Source organism: Haloferax sp. Q22 (assembly GCF_001482285.1).
Lineage (GTDB): Archaea > Halobacteriota > Halobacteria > Halobacteriales > Haloferacaceae > Haloferax.
The window spans coordinates 117,839-136,825 of the sequence record NZ_LOEP01000007.1; the positions used below are offsets into that span (position 1 = coordinate 117,839).

Consider the following 18,987-nt stretch of genomic DNA (forward strand, 5'->3'; position numbering starts at 1 on the left):
ACCTGTGACTGGTTACTTGATTCTCGTTCTCGTTCCATCCTCCCCCCATCTGGGGGGCCCCACCACCGCTTGACAACTCGGCGACACGACAACACGAACGAGGTAGCGCCGGCGCTCGTCCGCAAGTTCACTCAGTCCCTTCGACGAGCGCGGCATGTACTCGCGTTCGAACGTCGTCGGCGCTCGCCGCCGACGCGTCGCGCCGCGCCATCCGTCCGGTGACGAGATCGAGAAGGTCGAGCGCAGTCAGCACCTCGCGAACGTCGGTGCGGTCGAGGCCGAGACGGCGCTCGACTTCGTACAGCGTCTTCGCGCCCGAGACGGCCGCACACACGTCTTCGGTCGAGCAGTCGAGCGAAGACACCGACGCGGGAAGCGGCGGAAGGGCGGTCACGGTCGACGCGCCCTCGGTCGTCGTCGGCTTGTCGGTCTCGTCGTCTGGCTCCGTATCCGTGGCCGGATCCGTTTCAGACTGCGGCTCCGACTCCGACCCCGGCTTCGACACCGACTTCGACTCGTCGTTCGTGTCGGCCTCGTCGTTACCTGGCGTGTCACGTTCCGCCGCCGTGTTGCCGGCCTCTTCACCACCCGACCCGGGAGACAGTGCCGTCTCGCTCGCGCGGTCCCCGTCGGAGCTGCTCGGGTCGGGGTGCTGTGGCTCGTCGCCCGACTCGATCGCGTCAGTCGTCGACGCCGGTTCGGTCGACGGACCGTACGACTCCGGTTCGTGAATCCCATGTTGAATCATCTGGTTGCGGACGGTCTGGGGAGTCACGTCGACGCCGAGCGCGTCGGTCATCTCCTTGAACGTCTCGCAGGCCTCGTACGCCTCTCGAAGCCGAACGGGGTCGTGATGCGCCGGCACCGAGTCGGCGTCTGCCTTGGCGTCCGCGTCTGGCTCCGTGTCCGTGCTGGTGTCCGGGGCCATGTCCGTATCCGTATCCGGACTCGTCTCTGTATCCGCCTCAACGGAGCCGTCCGACGATGCCGGTGTAGGCTGGTCGTCCTCCGACAGCTCGTCTCTTCCCGTCGAGATCGCAAACTCCATCGTCGGTGGCGACACGACCGATGCGACAGGGGCGCTGCCCCCCGAGCCACGCGCCCCGGAGCCGTCGGCTCGGGCGACCGGCGCGTCCGCCGGCTCGGGATCGCCGTCAGTGGCGCCGTGCTCAGCCGGTGCCGATTCCTTTCCGGCATCTTCGGTCGCTGGGGGAGCGAGCGCCACGTCGAGGTCGAGTCGAAGCCGGCCGTCGGTCATCGACGCCGCCGGCGACGACACGGAGAGTCGGTCCGGGTCGACCGCGCACTCCGACGCGAGATCGTACTCGACGGTGACCGAAGCCACGACCTCTCCGTCGGTCGAGTCACCTTCGCTCGTCAGCTCAAGTCCGCGAACCGTTCCCGTCGTCTCCGAAAACTGTTCGAGAACCGCCGTGAGTTCTCGGACGTTTCTCACCACTTCCATATGAGTGTGTCAACTTCGTCACATGGCATATAATTTATTGCCGCCGACGTTATCTAGTAGTATATATTCTATACATACCTCAGTTGTCTTGCTCCCGACGCTGAGCGACCGGAACGGTCCCCGGCGCACGGTCGCTGAGTGCAACTGTCGCCGTGGCTGTTTTTATCACTTTGTGGCAACATCACATACGCATGGACGTGTCTCCGCTCCACGATATCGCTCCGTTTAGCACCGAGCGGCGTGCAATGCGAATCCTGTTGGTCGACGATAACGAGTCCATGGTGGAGCTGTCCGCGACCTTTCTCGCACGCGAACTCGACGACATCGAGACGGGGACGTACACCGACCCGGTGTCGGCGCTCGACGAACTCACTGACGGCGCGTACGACTGCGTCGTGAGCGACTACGACATGCCGGTGATGGATGGGCTCGAACTCCTCACGGCGGCGCGCGAGCGGGGCATCGAGATTCCCTTCGTCCTCTTTACCGGGAAGGGAAGCGAAGAGATCGCGAGTCGCGCTATCTCCGCCGGCGTCGACGAGTACCTCCAGAAGGGCGGTCCCGAGGAGTATCCCGTGTTGGCGAACAAGGTCTCGAACCTCGTCAAGAAACACCGGGCCGAGCGATACATGCGACGCGGCTTTCTCGCAATCGAATCCGCCGAGGAGGGTATCGGTATCATCGACGGCGACGGCGTCTACCAGTACATGAACGAGGCGTACGCTGCACTCTACGACCGCGACCGGACCGAACTCATCGGCGAGCATTGGGACATCCTCTACCCGGACCAGGAGGCGCAGCGCTTCTACGACGAAATCCTCCCGCAACTCGAATCCGAGGGGTCGTGGCGGGGCTTTTCGACCGGCGTCACCAAAGACGGCGAAGCGGTTCCGGAGCGGCTCGTGTTGACGCAGATGGACGACGGCGGACACGTCTGTATCGTCCAGGAACTCACCGAGGTCGACGCATTGCGCGCGGAGGTCGAACTGAAAAACCGGGTGCTCGACGCCCTCGACGTCGGCATCGTCGTCATCGACCCTTCGCAGGCCGACAACCCCATCATCTACTGCAACGAGGCGTTCGAGACGCTCACGGGCCACGACGCCGAGTCGGTGACGGGGCGTAACTACCGGTTCCTCTCGGGACCCGAGACGGACCCCGAAACAGTTGCCGAGATTCAGGCGGCCGTCGACGCCGGCGAGCCGATTTCGACCGAGATTCGCAACTACGACGCCGACGGCGAGCCCTTCTGGAACCGCCTCGACATCCGCCCGGTTCGGGACGACGACGGCGCACTTGAGTTCCTCGTCGGCTTCCACCGTGCAGCCGACCGCGACGGCGACGCGGACTCGTCCTGACGCGGTGGTCGGCAGTCGCCGACGACTTTACTGGAAATAGTGGGGTGTCGACCCCACGAGTAAGAACTACACTCGCGGCATACGTCAGTTGGAGTCATGTCCCGACGGTCCCGCCTCCAACAGTTCTTGGCCCTCGGTGCGTTCCTCTTCGCAGTATACTGGTTCGTCGATGGCTCAGCGCTCATCGCGGCCGGATGGGTCATCGTCGGATTACTCAACGTATACACGCTCAGACGCGAGGCTGAAGCGGAGGACGACGCACTCAACGTGTGACCGCAAACCAACGAGAGGTTGCGCGTCGGTCCGTCGGTAGTCGTTCGACCGCGACGGCGCGGACTCGTCCTGACGCGGTGGTCGGCCGCCGCCGATAATACTGGAAACGGTGGGGTGTGCGCCGGAGAAGAACTACAATCGCGGCGGTCGCTACTCGAAGCCGTGTCCGCTCACTATCGACTGTACCAGGTCCTCGCCCTCTCCGCGTTCGGCTTTGCGGTGCATTGGTGGTTCGATGGCTCTCCGCTCGTCGCGGTTGGGTGGACCGTCGTCGGACTGTGGTATCTGTACACGCTCTGGCGAGGCGTCGACCAGATTGACGAGTATGCCGTCGATACGTGACCGCAGAAAACGAGGGGGTTGTGTGTCGATCTGGTCGTTATTCGCTCGACGCGCGCTTGAAGAACGCGACCGCCGCACCGAACAGCGTCAGGTTCTGCAGGAACGAGGTGAGTTCCTCGTCGCGGGCGTCGTCGTCGACGGCCCAGAAGTCGTGCATCGTCGGCGTGACGCCGGCGAAGAACGCCGCGACGCTCGCGGCGGCGAGTTTGGGGAGCTTCCAGAGGCCGATACCGATACTCCCGCCGAGGAGCAGGCCGCTCGCCGCGGGGACGAGTCGGTCCGCCTCGGGGACGCCTTTCGCCTCGGCGTAGGCGATGCGGCCGTCGAGGTCGGTCAGGTTGCGAATCGCGAGCACCGCGAGGCCGCTCGCGAAGAGGGCGCGGGCGAGCCGCGATGGCGTGCTGCGTTCGGATTCGTCGGGGGCTGTCATCACTTTTCGAAAATAGTGTTCTAATTATAAGCTCTGTGTTTACAAACCGGCCAGTACGTTTTAGTAGTCGAGACGGACCGTCTCCGCATTGACGTTCCCGCGAATCTGGTTCGTCTGTTTCACAGTCGAAACGCGCGGGCGGGCGAGTCGGTGGCGCGGTCGCCCCTCACGTCGGGCGGTTCCGGGGTGGAAAACGCTTACCCTGTTCCCGTCGGTTGGGTTAGTCAGCATGTCCCCCCTCGCCGACGCACCGAACGAGCCGATTCGGGTCCTCTACGTCAACGCCGACGCCGAGTTCACGGAGTTGGTCGAGACGAAACTTCGGGCGACGGGGTTCGAGTTCGACTGTCGCACGACGACGCGGGCCGACGCCGCGCTCGACGCGCTCTCGACCGAGCGAATCGACTGCGTCGTGACCGCCCACTCGCTCGCCGACTCCGACGGCCTCCGGCTGACGTCGGCGATTCGAGAACGCGACAGCGACCTTCCGGTGATTCTGTTCACCGGCAAGGGCGACGACGACCTCGTCGACGAGGCCACGCGCGTCGGCGTCTCGGACTACATTCCGGTCCGCGCCGACCGGGACAACTTCGCGTTGCTCGCGCGCCGGATTCGAACGCTCTCGAACGCTGCCCGGGCACAGCGCGACGCCGAGCGAGCGTGAACCCGACTCGACCGCGTGCTCGAACGGACGACCGACGGCGTTCTCGCCGTTGACGACGAATGGCGCATCGAGTACGCGAACGAGCAGTTCACAGCGTGTCTCGGCCGCGACCCGGACGAACTCGTGGGGGCCGGGGTCTGGGAGGCGTTCCCGTCACTCCGTGGGACCGAACTGGAAGCCACGCTCCGAACGGCGATGGAACGCGGCGAAGCCGACTCGGTCGACCGCGCTCGCGGCACGCCCTTCGGCGAGCGCGTCGACCTACGCGTGTTCCCCGACGACGACGGCCTCACGGTGTTCTCGCGGGAGACTGCCCCCGACCGCGGTCACGCCCGAGAACAGCGCCTCGACGCCAAGCGAAGCGAGACCATCATCGAACAGATTCACGACGTGGTGGTCATCCTCGACGCCGACGGAACCGTCCAGTTCGCCAACGCAGCGGCCGCTAGACTCCTCGGTGCGCCGAGCCCGTCGGCGCTGGTCGGGTCGTCGCTACGGACGCTCGTCGGCCGGCACGTCTCCGACGACGACGCGGCCGACTTCGTGCAGGCGGTCGCAGACACGCTCGCCGCCGCCGAAAGCGACGGCGGGACCACGGGGCTGTACGACGCCGACCTCCAGGTCGACTTCACCGACGGCGGCGGCATGCGGACGTTCGACGTTCGACTGACGCCGTTTCAGCGCGCGGGCGGGCGCAACGCGCTCGTCGTCGCCCGAGACGTGACCGAGCGGAGCGACGCCCAGCGGCAGTTGGAGCGCGAGCGCGACGCGCTGCGCGAACTCCAGACGGTGATGGCCGCCGAGGTGTCGTCACCCGACGAACGCCTCTCGAGTCTGGTCGCGGTCGGCTGTCGGACGCTCGGCCTCGACATCGGCATCGTCTCGCGCGTCGACGGCGAGGACTACACCGTCCGGGCGGTCCACCCGTCGGACGCCGGCATCGACGTCGGCGACCGCTTCGACCTCGGGTCGACGTACTGCAAGGAAGTGGTCAGCCAGCGCGAGGTGTGTGCGTTCACGGACGCCACGGCCGCGGAGATGACACAGCACCCCGCCTACCGCGAGTTCGCGCTGGAATCGTACATCGGGGTCCCGCTCGTCGTCGACGGCGAGCGCTACGGGACGCTCAACTTCTCGAGTCCGACGCCGCGAGCGACGCCGTTCGGAACGCTCGAACACACGTTCGTCGAACTCCTGTCGGAACTCGTGAGCGCCGTGCTCTCGCGCAGCCGCGACCGGGCCGAACTCGAACGCCAGCAGTTCCTGTTCGACCGCGTCCAAGACATCGCGGACATCGGCATCTGGGAGTACGTCCCGGCGACCGGCGCGCTCGAATGGTCGGCCGGCGTCAGACGGATTCACGGCGTCGACCCGGACTACGACCCGGCGCTCGACGACGCCATCGACTTCTACCATCCGGACGATAGAGACCAGATTTCGGCGGCCGTCACGGCGGCGGTCGAAGACGGCGAGCCGTTCGACCTCGACCTCAGGCTCGTCCGGACGGACGGCGAGGTGCGCGACGTTCGCGCGTGGGGCAACCCGGTCGACAACGACCACCACGACAACCGAGTCATCCGTGGCGTCTTCCAAGACGTCACCGAACACACCCAGCAGGCGCGCGTCCACCGAACGCTCGCCGAAGAGTACGAGGCCCTCCTCGACACGTCCGGCGACGCGATTTTCCTCGTCGATGTCGATGCAACCGGCGACAGCCCGAGCTTCGAGTTCGCCCGCCTCAGTTCCGGCTACGAGGAGGCGACGGAGCTGACGACCGACGACGTGCGGGGGAAGACACCGCAGGAGGTGTTCGGCGAAGAGCACGGCGCGAAGGTGGAGGCTAACTTCCGCCGCTGTGTCGAACGACGTGCCCCGATTTCGTACCGCGAGGAGCTTCCGCTCGGGGTCGACGCCCGCTTCTGGCAGACGGGGCTCGCGCCGGTCATCGTCGACGGCGACATCGTCAGAATCGTCGGCATCGCCCGCAACGTCACCTCGCAAGTCGAGCGGGAACGCGCGCTCGAAGCGACGAACCACCGGCTCGAATCGCTCATCGAGGCCACGCCGCTCACCATCATGGAGTTCGACGCGGACGGCGAGGTCGCCCTCTGGAACCGGGGGGCAGAAGAGATGTTCGGCTGGTCGCAAGACGAGGTCGTCGGCGGCCCGGTTCCCTTCGTCCCCGACGACAGCGCGGCCGAGTTCGAAACTCACCGACAGCGAGCGTTCCGGGGTGAGCGAATCCGCCGCAAAGAGGTCCGCCGCGAGACGAAAGCCGGCGAGCAGTTAGATCTCCTGTTGTCGGTCGTGCCGCTATCGGACGCCGACGGGGAGGTGACGAACGCGCTCGCCGTCCTCGAAGACATCACCGAGCAAAAGCAGTTAGAACGCGACCTGCGCGCGCTCCAGGCGACCGCCCAAGAGCTGAGTCGGGCGCAGACGGGCGACGAAATCGGCGACATCGCCGTCACCGCGGCGAGCGACATCCTCGGCTTCGAAGTCACCGGCATCTGGGAGTACGACGAGCGGGACGACGCGCTGTTGCCGCTCGCCGAGACCGCGGCTGCACGCGACCTGTTCGGGTCGAGTCCGCGGTTGACCGCCGGCGGGAGTCTGGCGTGGCAGGCGTTCGAATCGGGCGAACCGCAGGTGTACGACGACGTGCCCTCACAGCCGGGGCTGTACAATCCGGAGACGGAGATTCACAGCGAGATGCAGATTCCGCTGGGGGAGTACGGCCTCATGCTGGCTAGCTCGCCGTCCACGGCCGCCTTCTCGGATACCGACGTCGACCTCTTTCGCATCCTGAGCGCGACCGTCGAGGCCGCGTTCGCCCGCGCGAGCCGCGAGGCGAAGCTCCAGCGGCAGAACGACCGCCTCGACAAGTTCGCGAGCGTCGTCGCGCACGACCTCCGGAACCCGCTCACCGTCGCCATCGGCTTCCGCGAACTCACACAGGAGACGGGCGACACGAGCTACCTGTCGAAAGTCGAGTCCGCACACGCCCGGATGGAGCAACTCATCGAGGACCTCCTCACGCTCTCGCGGGGGTCGACGACCATCGAACAGCCGACGCAGATAGACCTCGCGGCGCTCGCGACCGAGGCGTGGGGCTACGTCGACACCGACGCGGCGACGCTCAGGACGGCCGACGGCCTCGGTGCCGTCGCCGGCGACCGCGGGCGACTGACGCAACTGTTCGAGAACCTGTTTCGGAATGCTGTCAAGCACGGTTCCACGGGCAACCAGACCACGTCTGGTGACGCTGTCGAGCACGGCTCGACAGACCGCCGGACGCAGTCCGGCGACGCCGTGGAACACCGTGGCTGCACCCTCACGGTGACCATCGGCCCCCTCGACGACGACGAGGGGTTCTACGTCGAAGACGACGGAGTCGGCATCCCAGAATCGCATCGCCGCGAGGTGTTCGACCACGGCGTGACGTTCAGCGACACGGGAACCGGCTTCGGTCTCTCAATCGTCGACGATATCGCAAGCGTACACCGCTGGGAGGTTACCGTGACCGATGGCACCGACGGCGGTGCGCGCTTCGAGTTCCGGACGGGCCGGTGAGCGAGTGCGGTCGCCCATCGATTGCATCGGCTGCCGAATAAATCAACAGGACAACATTTTTTCCGAGAGGAAGAAAACCGTCGAACGATGGTCCGAACCCGTCTCACACCGCCGACGTTCGAACTCGGCGCGTCGATACCGACCGTCACGTATCTGCTCGTCGTCACCGTCCTGAGTGGGTTCCTCCTCGTCGCACCCCACGGCTCGCCGACGCCGCTTTTGGGACTCGCGTGGAGCGGGGTGCTCGTCGCGCTCGCGGTCGGGGCGCTCCGGCTCGAGGGTGTCGCAGTCCGAACGCTGTTGCCCGCTCCACGGGCGCTCGGTGCGGCAGTCGCTGTCGTCGCCGCGTTCTGGGTACTATACAACCTCGTCGCGGCTGGACTCGCGACTGTCGGCGTCGTCGGCTTTGACCCCGTGCTGTCGCGGGTCGTCGCACACCCGGGTCCGTATCTCGTGGCGCTCCTGAGTTCGCTCGTGCTCACGGCGCTCCCGGAGGAACTCCTGTTCCGAGGCTATCTCCAGCAGAAGGCGATTTCGCTTCTCGGCGGCGACAGTCGGCGGGCGGTCCTCGGCGGCGTCGCGGCCGTCGCCGCGTTGTTCGCCGCGTTCCACCTGCCACAGTGGTTTATCACCTCGGGCCACGGCGTCAGTATTGCACTCGGCGGGCGACTGTTCGGGCTGTTTCTCGCCGGACTCGCCTACGGCGGCGTCTACGCGCTTACGGGCAACCTCTGGCTGGTCGCGCTGTTCCACGCGACGATGAACCAACCGCCGTTTATCGTGACTGTCGACATCCCCGCGAGTCTGCATCTCGTCGTCGGCGTGGTCGAATATGCGGCGCTTCTTGGCGTGGTCGTGCTCGCAGTTCGGCTGACCCACGGACGTGGAGTCACGCCTGTGTGGGCTCGCTGGTGACACGCACCGTCTCGTGACCGGTCGGGACAGCCCACCGGCTGTGGGTTTCACGCATCCGACCGGTGTGAGAGGACAGTACTTCGTTCCCTTTTCTATCGACTGCTGTCCACGGAGAACGCCCCGACCCGCCCCGCTTACCTTCCGACTGCGTCCGGATTCGGTCCGGAACACGCCGCCTTCAAAACTCGGCAATTGTGTGAACTCGTTGAACATTCATAACAATTAACCAGTCTCGAGTTGATATCAGTTTGTGGTGAGTTGACATGGCAAACCCAAAGCACCATGTCGTGATGGAAGGCCTTGGAGCCGGCAAATCCGACTACACGATTCAGGCGACTGGTGACATCGAAAAAGTAGGCGGCAGGCTTGGCGGACTCCCCGTCACCACGGGCCCGGGAGACCGGGTGTCCGGGAGTACGGCGAACGGAACCGTCTGGGGGAAATCCGACGGCTTCCGAATTTACGGCGGCATCAAGTCCATCAGCCTCGAAAACCCCGACCACGTGCAGGTTCACATGGGAACGATCGCCGGAGAACCGGACGACGACCACGGCGACCTGTGTGAGGTTGTCGTCCGCGCGGAGAAAGTCGAGTTCATCAGCGGACAAGGGCCGGGCGAAGGCGCGCTCGAACTGGATATCGAACACGACATCCGCGGCGGGCAGTCCGAACACTCGTCGCTCAGACTCCCAACAGGGGCGACGCGAAACATCGGCGTGGCGATTGACAACTTCAAAGTCCCACGTAACGGGTCGGAACCGAAGACCATCGTGACGAAAATCACGGAACGAGAGGTACCTTCGGACTGGTTTACCGGGGCACCGGACGAGGGGAGCGAGCCGGTCGATATCACGCTCGCGTGCGACAACCCACAGCAGGTGACCAACACGGTCCCCATCGACTCCGACCGCGGGAACCCCGGTAAGGTGAAGGTGTACTACACCATCGACGACCTCGACGACTGAGAGGGCCCGCCCCCCGTTCGGTCCTCCCACGAGCAACAACCATTATGATGCGGTACGGTCACGTTTATCTCACAAATGGACTCGCCTCGCGACACGTCGCGTTCACTCTCGGAGTCGTCGCCTATCGACGTGTTGCACGTCGACGACGACCCCGAGTTCTCGGCGCTCGTCGCGGCGGCGCTGGAACGCGAGCGCGAGCATATCACCGTCCATACCGAGACGGACCCGCAGGTCGCGGTCGACCGGGTTCGGCGCGACGGTCCGACGTTCGACTGCATCGTCTGCGACTACGATATGCCCGACCTCGACGGCCTCGACGTGCTGGCGAGCGTCCGGGCCGAGTATCCGGAACTCCCAGTTATTCTCTTCACCGCGAACGGCAGCGAGGAAGTCGCCAGCGCGGCGATTTCGGCGGGCGTGACCGACTATCTCCAGAAAGGCAACGACACGAGTCGGCATCAACTGCTCGCCAACCGCGTCGAGAACGCCGTTGAGCGGTATCGAGCCTCGCAGTCTCTCAACCGGGGGCTGACGGCCATCGAAAACACGACTGATGCCGTCTGTATCCTCGGCGACGACGGCGTTATCGAGTACGCGAACACGGCCTGTGCGACGCTGTTCGGTACCGACCGCGAGGAGCTCCTCGGTCGCCACGTGGAGTCGTTCTATCCCGACGACGAGGCGCAGGCAGTATACGATTCGGTACTGCCCACCGCCCGCGAGAGTCGGTGGACGGGCCGGTCGTCGCTCGTGCGCGAGGACGGCGGACTGGTCGACGTAGAACACACGCTCACGTCCGCGCGAGACGGGTCGCTCATCTGGACGCTGTCGCGGGTCTCCCGAAGCGAGGCGCTCGAAACGCGGCTGTCGGTCAGGGAACAAGCGATGGACGAAGCGCCGATTGGCATCGTCCTCACCGACCCCCACGCGGCGGACAACCCCATCGTCTACGCCAACGAGCGGTTTACTGACCTCACCGGGTACAGCCGTGACGAAGCCCTCGGACGGAACTGTCGGTTCCTCCAAGGCGAGCGGACGGACGAGGCGGCCGTCGACGAACTTCGGACGGCTGTCGAGGAACGCGAGTCCGTGACGACCGAGCTCCTGAACTACCGCAAGGACGGCACCGAGTTCTGGAATCGCGTGCGTGTCGCGCCCCTGTTCGACGACGACGGCGTCATCGACTTCTTCGTCGGCTTCCAAGACGACATCACGCCGCGGAAGACCTACGAGGAACTCCTCCGGTCGAACACCGCGCGGCTCGAAGCGCTGTTCGAACACTCGCCGGACCTCGTCGTCGTTCACGAAGCCGACGGCACCATCCAAGACGTGAACCAGCGGATGTGCGAGGAACTGGGCTACAGTGAGGCGGATCTCGCCGGCAAGACCGTCTGGGATCTCGACCCCACGTCCGAACCGGACCGCTCGAAGTCGTTCTGGGCGGACCTGCCGACGAACGAACCACGCCGGTTCGAAGGGGCGCTCGAACGCCGCGACGGCACGACGTTCCCCACCGAAGTGCACCTCATCCAGCTCAACCTCGACGGGGAGGACCTGTTCGTCGCGATGATTCGCGACATCAGCGAACAGAAGGACCGCGAGGCCGAACTCGTCGAACAGAACGAGCGCCTCGACCGCTTTTCGAGCGTCGTGAGCCACGACCTCCGCAACCCGCTACAGGTCGCCATGGGCCGGCTCGAACTGCTGCAAGACGACTGCGACAGCGACCACCTCGACGATATCGACCGCGCGCTGGACCGCATGGACGACCTCATCAGCGACCTGCTCGTCCTCGCCCACGACGGTGACGACGCCATGGATATCAAACCCGTCGCGCTGGCCGACCTCGCGCGGGCGTGCTGGCAGAACGTCGTGACCGACGGTGCGACGTTGGCCGTCGAGACCGACGCCGTCATCGACGCCGACCGCGACCAACTCCAGCAACTCCTCGAGAACCTGTTCCGGAATGCGGTCGAACACGGCTCCGACGACGGCGGCGTGACCGTCACCGTCGTCGAGACCGACCGCGGGTTCGCCGTCGAAGACACCGGCCGGGGAATTCCGCCAGCTGACCGCGAGACGGTGTTCGAAGCTGGCTACACCACGTCTCCCGAGGGCACTGGCTTCGGCCTAAATATCGTCTCGCAGGTCGCCGCCGCGCACGGCTGGGAGGTGGCGGTTTCAGAAGGGGCCGCAGGCGGTGCGCGGTTCGAGTTCCGCGTCGACTGAGCCTACGCGTCGCCGGCGTCGAGGTCGAACTGCTCGTTTTCGGAGACTGCGTTGAGGACGACGCTCGTGTTCGACTCTCGAATCGGCGCTTCGTTCAGAAGCGCCTTGATCTGGCGGTTCATGTCGTCTGTGTTTTTGAACTTGCCGACCGCGAGGACGTCGTAGTCGCCGGTGACCTCGTACACAGAGACCATCTGCGGTTCGGCGGCGAGGAGTTCGGTCACGTCCGTGAGCGCGCTCCCTTCGACTTTGAGGTGCATGACCGCGGTCACGTCGTAGCCGAGCGCGTCGTAATCGAGACGCGGCGTGTAGCCCTCGATGATGCCCTCGTCTTCGAGGTCTCGCAGGTGGTTCGAGACGGTCGTTACCGACACGTCGAGTTCTTCGGCGAGGCTCCGCAGACTGCGCCGTCCGTCTTTCAACAGGGCGTTGATCAGGTCGGAATCCAGGTTTTCGTAGGTCATACCCGGTTGGTTTGCAGGTGATTGTGATGAATCTCTCGGTCGAAGTTGACAATGTCGAGAAATGAATCTAGTTCGTCGTCGCCCGAGAGATCGCTGTTTCAGTCCCGCTTCAGGCCGAGAATCCACTCGCACTTCCCGCAGGGCGTCTTGCCCGTTCGCTTGGCCTCAGCGCGTGTGACCTCGACGAACCGGCCGTCGCTGTGGCCGCCGCAGACGATGTCGCCGTCGTCGTCGAGTTCGTGATACGCGTAGCCGCCGGTGTACGCGCCGTTGGGTGTCGTTGCGACGCGGTCGTCGTCGTCGCGGGTGTCCTGCGCAGCGAGTTCGCTTCGCTGCTCGCTCGTGGGCTTCTGGTCGATGTGCTCTCGCGTCGGCATCCGTGCTGGTACACTTGCCCGACCGCATATGTTTATTTCGGCCGCGACAGGCCGTGAAAAACCATCAAAGATAGTCGCGGCGCGCACTAGTTGCGCCTCACTCGGCGAATGCGTCGCACGTCTGTCGCTTTCGTTCGACGACGCACTAGCACGCGATCAGTATGTGCAGAAACTGGCCACCAGTTATCATAAGTCGTTGCGCAGAATCAGATCGTGTCCGACAACACGAAACAGCGTATAACTATCTGCCTTCCCGTCACACTCGGTGACGACACGACGATAGTCAGGCTCCACGCGGCCGACGACGTGCTTCGATTGCTCGTCGACGGCGACCCGTCGGAGTTCACACGAACCACCTATTTCAGGCGAAATCCTTTGTCGGAGTGGGTCGATGCAGCCGACAGATGGGTCGGACGCTCGAACTCACTGGGACGTGGCTCAGTTACCTGCTGTACGCATTCCAGCTGACCGCGCTCGCGTTGGTCCTCGTGTTCGTCGTGCCTACACTCGAATACCCGGTCAATGTCCTCTTGGGCGGACTGTTCATCGTGGTCATGCTCGCGTCGGTGGTCGCCCTCTGGCGGCGTGCAGCCGGACGAGACGGGGGCAACCAGCTCGGAACCGCGGAAGACATCACGTATGACCCGTTTGCGGATCCCGGGCAAGCCGCCCGCGACAGGTGGGAAAAGGCCGTTCGACGGCTTCCCGGGTCTGACGACGAGAAGTGAGTAGCTGAAGTGGGGGAGACTGGTAGCTCACGGAGACGTTGTGTCGGGCCGCCGAATCTCCGAGGCGACGACGTAGCACCCGACTGCGCCCACACTGAACACCAGTCCAGTTCCGAGATTCACCACGAGAAGCTCGTACGGCGTGACGGTGATCGGGCGGGGTTTGAGCACCTCGAAGTACAGGTACTGCACCGAGTCGGCGAACAAGTACGGAACGAGGAAGCCAACGACGCTTACACCGCCGACGAGGAACGCCCAGCGTCGACGGTGTCGAGACGGTCGACCGCGACGGCCGGCGTGGAATGCGACGGCGGCCGCACAGAGCGGTGCGACGAGGCACGCACCACCGAGTAGCAAGAGCAGCATCAGTCGCGATTGGGTCGCTCGCGGCGGTTGTGTGGGCGTTCGCGTCCCCGCAGACGCTCATCGCTTGCTTCGTCGAGCGAACGCATTCTCGGTGGCATGCTGCGACACAGTACTGTGTGCAGCGTTGAATTTGTTCGGTCGTTCCGAACACGAACAACCCGCTCGCTGACCGGGTTGGCCGTCGTCGACGCCGAGCGTCCGTCCGAACAAACGTCGTTATCTCAGTCTTCGAATACGAAGTGGTCACTCGTTAGGCCATCTCGGGGACGGGGAAATCGAACAGTTCCGCCCGGATTCGGTCGGGTGACTCGGTCTTTCCCCACTGAATGAGCGTCCCTACGAGCTCGGGGTCGGAGAAGTCGACGTGTCGCGCCCGCTCGTCGCCCCAGTCGTAGACGTGCTTCGGGAGCCAGTCCGCCCGCCGCAGTTCCGCGAACAGCAGGCCAGCGGCCTCGTCAACGCTCGCGTCGCCCGCCCGGTAGGCGTCCAGTATCTCGCCCATCCGTCGGTGTATCTCGGCTTTCTGCGGCACGAACGGCGCGCCATCGCCCGGCGTCGGTTCTTCGAGAAGCGAGTCGAACTCGGTGGGCTGTCCCGACGCGAGGTAGGTGAAGCAATGCCGCTGGAGATACAGGTCGTGAAACAGGACCTGACCCAGCCACATCTGCGTCCACGCGTTCCAGAGTCGGAAGTCACCCATCGACTTGTACGCGTTGCTGATGACCCGGTCGTTGGTCGCGAGTTGACGGCGGTGCATCTCGTCGATGGGTGCGAAGCGCGTCGCCGAGAACTCGCCGTCTTCGAACGCGTCCAGCAGCAGGTTGGTCGACACGAAGACGGATTCGAGAGTGTTCACCAGCCCGACCGCGTAGAGCGGGTCGACGAAACCGTAGGTGTTGTTGGTCAGGTAGTGGCGGTGCCCCGCGGACTGGTTGGCGGTCCGCTGGAGTCTCCCCGTCCGGACCCACGGTCGCACCGGCGTCGCTGATTCGAGGTGGCGCTCGATATCGGGGAACTCGGCGATGATTCGGCGAGCCTCTCGCTCGGCGCTGACCGACTCGTCTGTGGGGTACTGCGTCCGGTCGAGCACCAACCCGACGCTCGCTTTGTTCGTCTCGGAGCGCTCGAAGTTGTCGAAGGGGATAATCCACATCCACCCCCCGTCGAACACGTGGTGGAGCGTCCCGTCGTGGAGGCGGTTAGACTGTCCGGGGCGGGCAGCCTCGTCGAGTAGCTCGTCGAACGGGGCGAGCCCCTCGACGTGCGTGAAGATGGCGCGCGAATCCGTCTCCAGTTTCGGCGCGTCCTCGCGATAGCCCATCTCGTCGGCGAGGACGGAGTTCCCGCCGGTGCCGTCGACGTAGAACGCCGCCTCGAGACGACCGCGGTCGGTCGTCACGGTCACCTCGTCTTGCCCGATGTCCACGCCGGTAATTTCGGTCTCGTCGAGGTACTCCACGCCGTACCGCTGGGCGGTCTCGACCAGATACTGGTCGACCTCCGAGCGCAGGAGGTGACTCTCGCTGTAGAACGGCAGGCTCGGCGGTATCAACTGGTGGCTGTGGTCCGTCGCGACCGACTGGCCTGGTTCGTGGTACGCGAAGCCGATGGAGTGTTTGATACCGCACGACGACGTGACGTTGTCGACGATGTCGTTCGTGTCGCTGAGATACTGAATCTCCGGGATACCGTGGTACTCCCCGAGAATCCACATCCACATCGAACTCTGCGGGAGCATCGCTTCGCCGACGGCGAACCGTGGATGCGACCCGGCTTCGAGCATCACCACGTCGAGGCCGCGCTTTCCCAGAATCATGGCCGTGAGCGACGCCGACATCCCGGAGCCGCCGACGACGACGTCGTAGAAGTCGGTCGGCGGTGATTCTCCAGCGGCCCAGTTGCCTCGTCGCCCGTGCTGTCGTTCCCCGTTGCCCGGTTCGGTCTGCCCTGTCCGTTCCATATCTCGTTCGACGGACAGATCAGGATTATAGTCATTGCCTGAGACGGCGTCTCAGCCCGTGAGACGCAGTTCACGCGGGAGACAGATTTCGCACGAGGGAGTGGCTACTGCCCGGTGCTCATCTGCGTCACGTCGAGCCTGTCCGCATCGCGCTTGTAGCGCCGATAGAGGTCCACGGCCCACTCGCGAGCCTCGGGGTCGTCGGTCGTGACGGAGGCAATCGGGAGGGCTGTCTCGTCGTCGAAGCCGCCGACGATGACCACGTCGTCGATGATGCCCATCGTGAACGGTAGTCCGGGGTGGGTGTACAACGCGGGCGCGTCAGCCGACGCGATGGTGTCGAACGCGTTCTTCGAGGCGTTTCGGTCCGCTTCGAGCGCCAGCGGGGTACAGATAGCCTCGAAGTCCACGTCGTTTCGGGCGTGTTCGATGCCCTGTTCTGTGACCTTCGGCGGGCATCCCGCGACGACCAGACTCCGCGAGCGGTCGAACGACGCGAAATGTTCGAGCCACGGTTCGATGGGCGCGTTCGGGTTCTGCGGCGTGGCGACGTGGAGGTCGGCGTCGGCGAACAGATGGACGTGACGCGTGAACTCCGGCGCTGAAATCTGCGCGAGCAGAGGTTCTAATCGGTCGGCCGCCGCGATAGTGCGCTCGAATCGAGAGACAGCGTCGGCGACGGCGCATCCCGCGCCCGTCGTCTGGTAGCCCGCCGCCGTCTGTTCGAGTAACTGCTCGTCCGTGAGCGCGGACGTCCACCGATAGGCCGTGGCACGCGAGATGTCGAGTTCATCCTGGAGCGTGGACCTATCGAGCGGCCCATCTCGGGTTGCATCCAACAGCGGTGCCTGGTCCAGTAACTGGTGTGAGTCCGGTCCGTGGTGAGCCATGTTCTCGGCACGGCCCTGCGAACTGTAAGTATATCTCTCAGAGACTGTCGTGGAGTCGAGGATGACTGAAACTCGTCTGTCGACGACGCTCCCGTCGCGATGCGCCGACCGGGCGAACGGCTCATCGAACCCGGTCGTGAATCTCGAGGAAGCCGAGCGACCACACGAGTGCCCCGGCGAGTCCGGGAAACGCCACTGCGTTCCCCAGGAGGCCGAGCCACTCCCCGTACAGGACGCCCGCATTGAGGCCGAGGAAGAACCCGTCGAACGACGCGAGGGTCTTCGCACGGACTCCGGCGTAGCGTTCGAGGACGACGAGTCCACACAGGAGGACGACAGACCCGGCGACGAGTGCGCCGCCGATGTGCACGAAAGAGGTCTGCCGACCCAGCGTCGATTCGACGTACCAAAACGGACCGAAGGGCGCGCCGAGGACGACGGCGATGAGGGCGTACGTCCCAAGGCGTTTGCTCGTCTCGGCAAGCGCGTGGGTATCGGGCATTCCGTACTCGTGTGTTGAGTCGAGCGGTGAAATAAGTCTGCGCCGCCTCGTCGGGGGTACTACTGAAGTCCCCGACCGGGCGGGTCACCGAGGAGTCCTTCGCTCCGTATCAGGATGTACAGGAGGATAGGGCCGGCGACCAGGAACAACACAAACAGCAGGCCGATGAGTCCCTTGAGTATCGACTGTACGGGAACCATATTCTCCGTCTTCAGTTCGAGTCGGAAAAATCAACTCCCGTTGATGGGGTGGTTCTACACCCACACATTCTCCCGCAACAACGTGTCCTCTGCGGTCGTCGTCGCGTCGACTCCACTTCGGCCGGCTATCGCGACCCAACGAGGCCCCGTTCGACAAACCCCCATTTCAGGTCGAGCGACCCCCAAACGAACGTTCACACGGCGACACGCGGCATCTCGGGGAACACGTTCGTCGCGCGTCGCGCCTGTGTCCAGCCACCAGTTTGGCCCGTATATCCGCGTTCGAAATCGGTGGATACACCCCACGTACGACGGGGTGTACCGGGGAATCGACGAATTTCGACCTGCCAAAGCGGCGACGAGCGGCCGTCGAGACGGCATTCGCAGGGGGGACAGTAAAACGGCGAATCCGCCCAGAGACGGCGAGAGACGGGCGCAGGCCGGAATCGGGTGAGGCGACGTGAGCCACACAGCCGGCGTCGATGGCGGCCACGACAGGTCACGAATCGACGCGAATCGAGTACACCCTTGCGGAGAATCGGCGTCCATGTACACCCCTGAATGTCGGGGGTGTAGCGCGTGTCTCCCGGTTCACCCTCGGCATCAGGGGTGTAGAATCGGCCGGGATTTCGGCAGGGGTGTATCGCGGTGGGCGGCGTGGTGGCGTCGGCGCGGTCGTGGATGGCTGGCTGTGGAGTGTGTCCTCGTTCGGTTTGCCGTCATGTTAGATTCTCCACACGAATCGGATGCCTCGGGCTATCCCCGGCGCGGCATCGCTCCGGCGTGTATCCGCAACTAAGCGGGGGAACCAGTCGAGGGCGACCACCCGACGTGAAACGCCTGCTGAAACCCCGTTATCTCTGGCGAGTTGCTGACGGATGGAGTGCCAACAGTAGCCGGGACAGAGTGACTCACCACAGTTCAACGGTGGCGGATCTCAAGAGCGCCGGGTTGTTGATAGATTAGTTCCGTTGCTGAAACCACTGTGCGGTTTCCTGCTGGAATTGGTCGAACCAGTGGAGGTCGTCATGTAACACATCATAAACGACGTCGTGGTTCACAGAAAAGTCAAGGCGGATGCCCCGAGGCTTGACCTCGGGGAGGAAGCCGACAACTCGGTACACAAACCACGCTACGAAGGCAGGCCGACTCCCAGCTATTAAATAACCACAGGGAAATATGTGAAACGAAGTGGAATACCGTCGAACCGCCGTCATCAAACTCGACACTCCCGAAGGGGCCGACCCACTCCTCCGCGAGACAGTCGAGCAGTTCAAACACTGCGC

General features: G+C 64.5%; 16 protein-coding genes and 1 pseudogene. 8 read left to right on the forward strand and 9 right to left on the reverse strand.

Annotation, left to right across the window (positions count from 1 at the left end; genetic code table 11):
- Nucleotides 1–127: 127 nt before the first annotated feature.
- On the reverse strand, nt 128–1,465 hold the full coding sequence (locus AM590_RS02785) for a hypothetical protein (protein ID WP_058826112.1): 1,338 nt from the start codon (nt 1,463–1,465) through the stop codon (nt 128–130).
- A gap of 191 nt (nt 1,466–1,656) precedes the next feature.
- On the opposite strand from AM590_RS02785, the gene AM590_RS02790 reads away from it, so the two are divergent.
- From AM590_RS02790 to AM590_RS02795, 3 genes are all read left to right on the forward strand, one after another.
- On the forward strand, nt 1,657–2,823 hold the full coding sequence (locus tag AM590_RS02790) for a PAS domain-containing protein (RefSeq protein WP_058826113.1): 1,167 nt from the start codon (nt 1,657–1,659) through the stop codon (nt 2,821–2,823).
- Nucleotides 2,824–2,919: 96 nt separating this feature from the next.
- Nucleotides 2,920–3,096, forward strand: a complete 177-nt coding sequence (locus tag AM590_RS20725) for a hypothetical protein (RefSeq protein WP_172795744.1) — start codon at nt 2,920–2,922, stop codon at nt 3,094–3,096.
- Nucleotides 3,097–3,258: 162 nt separating this feature from the next.
- On the forward strand, nt 3,259–3,438 hold the full coding sequence (locus AM590_RS02795) for a hypothetical protein (protein WP_042666349.1): 180 nt from the start codon (nt 3,259–3,261) through the stop codon (nt 3,436–3,438).
- 37 nt (nt 3,439–3,475) lie between these two features.
- Here the strand turns inward: AM590_RS02795 and AM590_RS02800 are convergent, their stop codons facing one another.
- Nucleotides 3,476–3,868: a DoxX family membrane protein gene (locus AM590_RS02800; RefSeq protein ID WP_058826114.1), complete on the reverse strand. Its 393-nt coding sequence runs from the start codon at nt 3,866–3,868 to the stop codon at nt 3,476–3,478.
- A gap of 229 nt (nt 3,869–4,097) precedes the next feature.
- Between AM590_RS02800 and AM590_RS02805 the strand changes: the two are divergent.
- The 4 genes and pseudogenes from AM590_RS02805 to AM590_RS02820 all read left to right on the forward strand — a co-directional run bounded on the left by AM590_RS02805 (nt 4,098) and on the right by AM590_RS02820 (nt 12,214).
- Nucleotides 4,098–8,105, forward strand: a pseudogene (locus AM590_RS02805) (PAS domain S-box protein).
- Nucleotides 8,106–8,192: 87 nt separating this feature from the next.
- Nucleotides 8,193–9,020, forward strand: a complete 828-nt coding sequence (locus tag AM590_RS02810) for a CPBP family intramembrane glutamic endopeptidase (protein WP_058826115.1) — start codon at nt 8,193–8,195, stop codon at nt 9,018–9,020.
- Between the two features lie 263 nt (nt 9,021–9,283).
- A complete protein-coding gene (locus AM590_RS02815) occupies nt 9,284–9,985 on the forward strand; it encodes a hypothetical protein (protein WP_082677636.1) in 702 nt (233 codons plus the stop codon).
- Nucleotides 9,986–10,060: 75 nt separating this feature from the next.
- Complete coding sequence (locus AM590_RS02820) at nt 10,061–12,214, forward strand: PAS domain S-box protein (RefSeq protein ID WP_058826116.1); 2,154 nt, start codon at nt 10,061–10,063, stop codon at nt 12,212–12,214.
- Between the two features lie 2 nt (nt 12,215–12,216).
- Here the strand turns inward: AM590_RS02820 and lrp are convergent, their stop codons facing one another.
- On the reverse strand, nt 12,217–12,678 hold the full coding sequence (gene lrp, locus AM590_RS02825) for an HTH-type transcriptional regulator Lrp (protein ID WP_042664639.1): 462 nt from the start codon (nt 12,676–12,678) through the stop codon (nt 12,217–12,219).
- 98 nt (nt 12,679–12,776) lie between these two features.
- Nucleotides 12,777–13,055, reverse strand: a complete 279-nt coding sequence (locus tag AM590_RS02830; RefSeq protein ID WP_058826117.1) for a hypothetical protein — start codon at nt 13,053–13,055, stop codon at nt 12,777–12,779.
- A gap of 404 nt (nt 13,056–13,459) precedes the next feature.
- On the opposite strand from AM590_RS02830, the gene AM590_RS02835 reads away from it, so the two are divergent.
- Entirely contained in the window at nt 13,460–13,783 is a 324-nt protein-coding gene (locus tag AM590_RS02835; RefSeq protein ID WP_058826118.1) for a hypothetical protein, read from the forward strand.
- 27 nt (nt 13,784–13,810) lie between these two features.
- Here AM590_RS02835 and AM590_RS02840 read toward each other — a convergent pair whose 3' ends face one another.
- From AM590_RS02840 to AM590_RS20325, 5 genes are all read right to left on the reverse strand, one after another.
- Nucleotides 13,811–14,149, reverse strand: coding sequence for a hypothetical protein (locus AM590_RS02840; protein ID WP_058826119.1), 339 nt, complete (start codon nt 14,147–14,149; stop codon nt 13,811–13,813).
- Nucleotides 14,150–14,399: 250 nt separating this feature from the next.
- Complete coding sequence (locus tag AM590_RS02845; RefSeq protein WP_082677637.1) at nt 14,400–16,109, reverse strand: NAD(P)/FAD-dependent oxidoreductase; 1,710 nt, start codon at nt 16,107–16,109, stop codon at nt 14,400–14,402.
- A 104-nt stretch (nt 16,110–16,213) separates the two neighbouring features.
- A complete protein-coding gene (locus AM590_RS02850) occupies nt 16,214–16,999 on the reverse strand; it encodes a winged helix-turn-helix domain-containing protein (protein WP_253244183.1) in 786 nt (261 codons plus the stop codon).
- A 121-nt stretch (nt 17,000–17,120) separates the two neighbouring features.
- Entirely contained in the window at nt 17,121–17,501 is a 381-nt protein-coding gene (locus AM590_RS02855) for a hypothetical protein (protein ID WP_058826120.1), read from the reverse strand.
- Between the two features lie 59 nt (nt 17,502–17,560).
- Complete coding sequence (locus AM590_RS20325; RefSeq protein ID WP_157575414.1) at nt 17,561–17,701, reverse strand: hypothetical protein; 141 nt, start codon at nt 17,699–17,701, stop codon at nt 17,561–17,563.
- Between the last annotated feature and the right edge of the window lie 1,286 nt (nt 17,702–18,987).

What these genes read in the sequence shown, in the direction of transcription:
- AM590_RS02785 (WP_058826112.1), bottom strand. Translation starts at nt 1,465, where the DNA reads ATGGAAGTGGTGAGAAACGTCCGAGAACTCACGGCGGTTCTCGAACAG.
- AM590_RS02790 (WP_058826113.1), top strand. Translation starts at nt 1,657, where the DNA reads ATGGACGTGTCTCCGCTCCACGATATCGCTCCGTTTAGCACCGAGCGG.
- AM590_RS20725 (WP_172795744.1), top strand. Translation starts at nt 2,920, where the DNA reads ATGTCCCGACGGTCCCGCCTCCAACAGTTCTTGGCCCTCGGTGCGTTC.
- AM590_RS02800 (WP_058826114.1), bottom strand. Translation starts at nt 3,868, where the DNA reads ATGACAGCCCCCGACGAATCCGAACGCAGCACGCCATCGCGGCTCGCC.
- AM590_RS02810 (WP_058826115.1), top strand. Translation starts at nt 8,193, where the DNA reads ATGGTCCGAACCCGTCTCACACCGCCGACGTTCGAACTCGGCGCGTCG.
- AM590_RS02815 (WP_082677636.1), top strand. Translation starts at nt 9,284, where the DNA reads ATGGCAAACCCAAAGCACCATGTCGTGATGGAAGGCCTTGGAGCCGGC.
- AM590_RS02820 (WP_058826116.1), top strand. Translation starts at nt 10,061, where the DNA reads ATGGACTCGCCTCGCGACACGTCGCGTTCACTCTCGGAGTCGTCGCCT.
- lrp (WP_042664639.1), bottom strand. Translation starts at nt 12,678, where the DNA reads ATGACCTACGAAAACCTGGATTCCGACCTGATCAACGCCCTGTTGAAA.
- AM590_RS02830 (WP_058826117.1), bottom strand. Translation starts at nt 13,055, where the DNA reads ATGCCGACGCGAGAGCACATCGACCAGAAGCCCACGAGCGAGCAGCGA.
- AM590_RS02835 (WP_058826118.1), top strand. Translation starts at nt 13,460, where the DNA reads ATGGGTCGGACGCTCGAACTCACTGGGACGTGGCTCAGTTACCTGCTG.
- AM590_RS02840 (WP_058826119.1), bottom strand. Translation starts at nt 14,149, where the DNA reads ATGCTGCTCTTGCTACTCGGTGGTGCGTGCCTCGTCGCACCGCTCTGT.
- AM590_RS02845 (WP_082677637.1), bottom strand. Translation starts at nt 16,109, where the DNA reads ATGGAACGGACAGGGCAGACCGAACCGGGCAACGGGGAACGACAGCAC.
- AM590_RS02850 (WP_253244183.1), bottom strand. Translation starts at nt 16,999, where the DNA reads ATGGCTCACCACGGACCGGACTCACACCAGTTACTGGACCAGGCACCG.
- AM590_RS02855 (WP_058826120.1), bottom strand. Translation starts at nt 17,501, where the DNA reads ATGCCCGATACCCACGCGCTTGCCGAGACGAGCAAACGCCTTGGGACG.
- AM590_RS20325 (WP_157575414.1), bottom strand. Translation starts at nt 17,701, where the DNA reads ATGGTTCCCGTACAGTCGATACTCAAGGGACTCATCGGCCTGCTGTTT.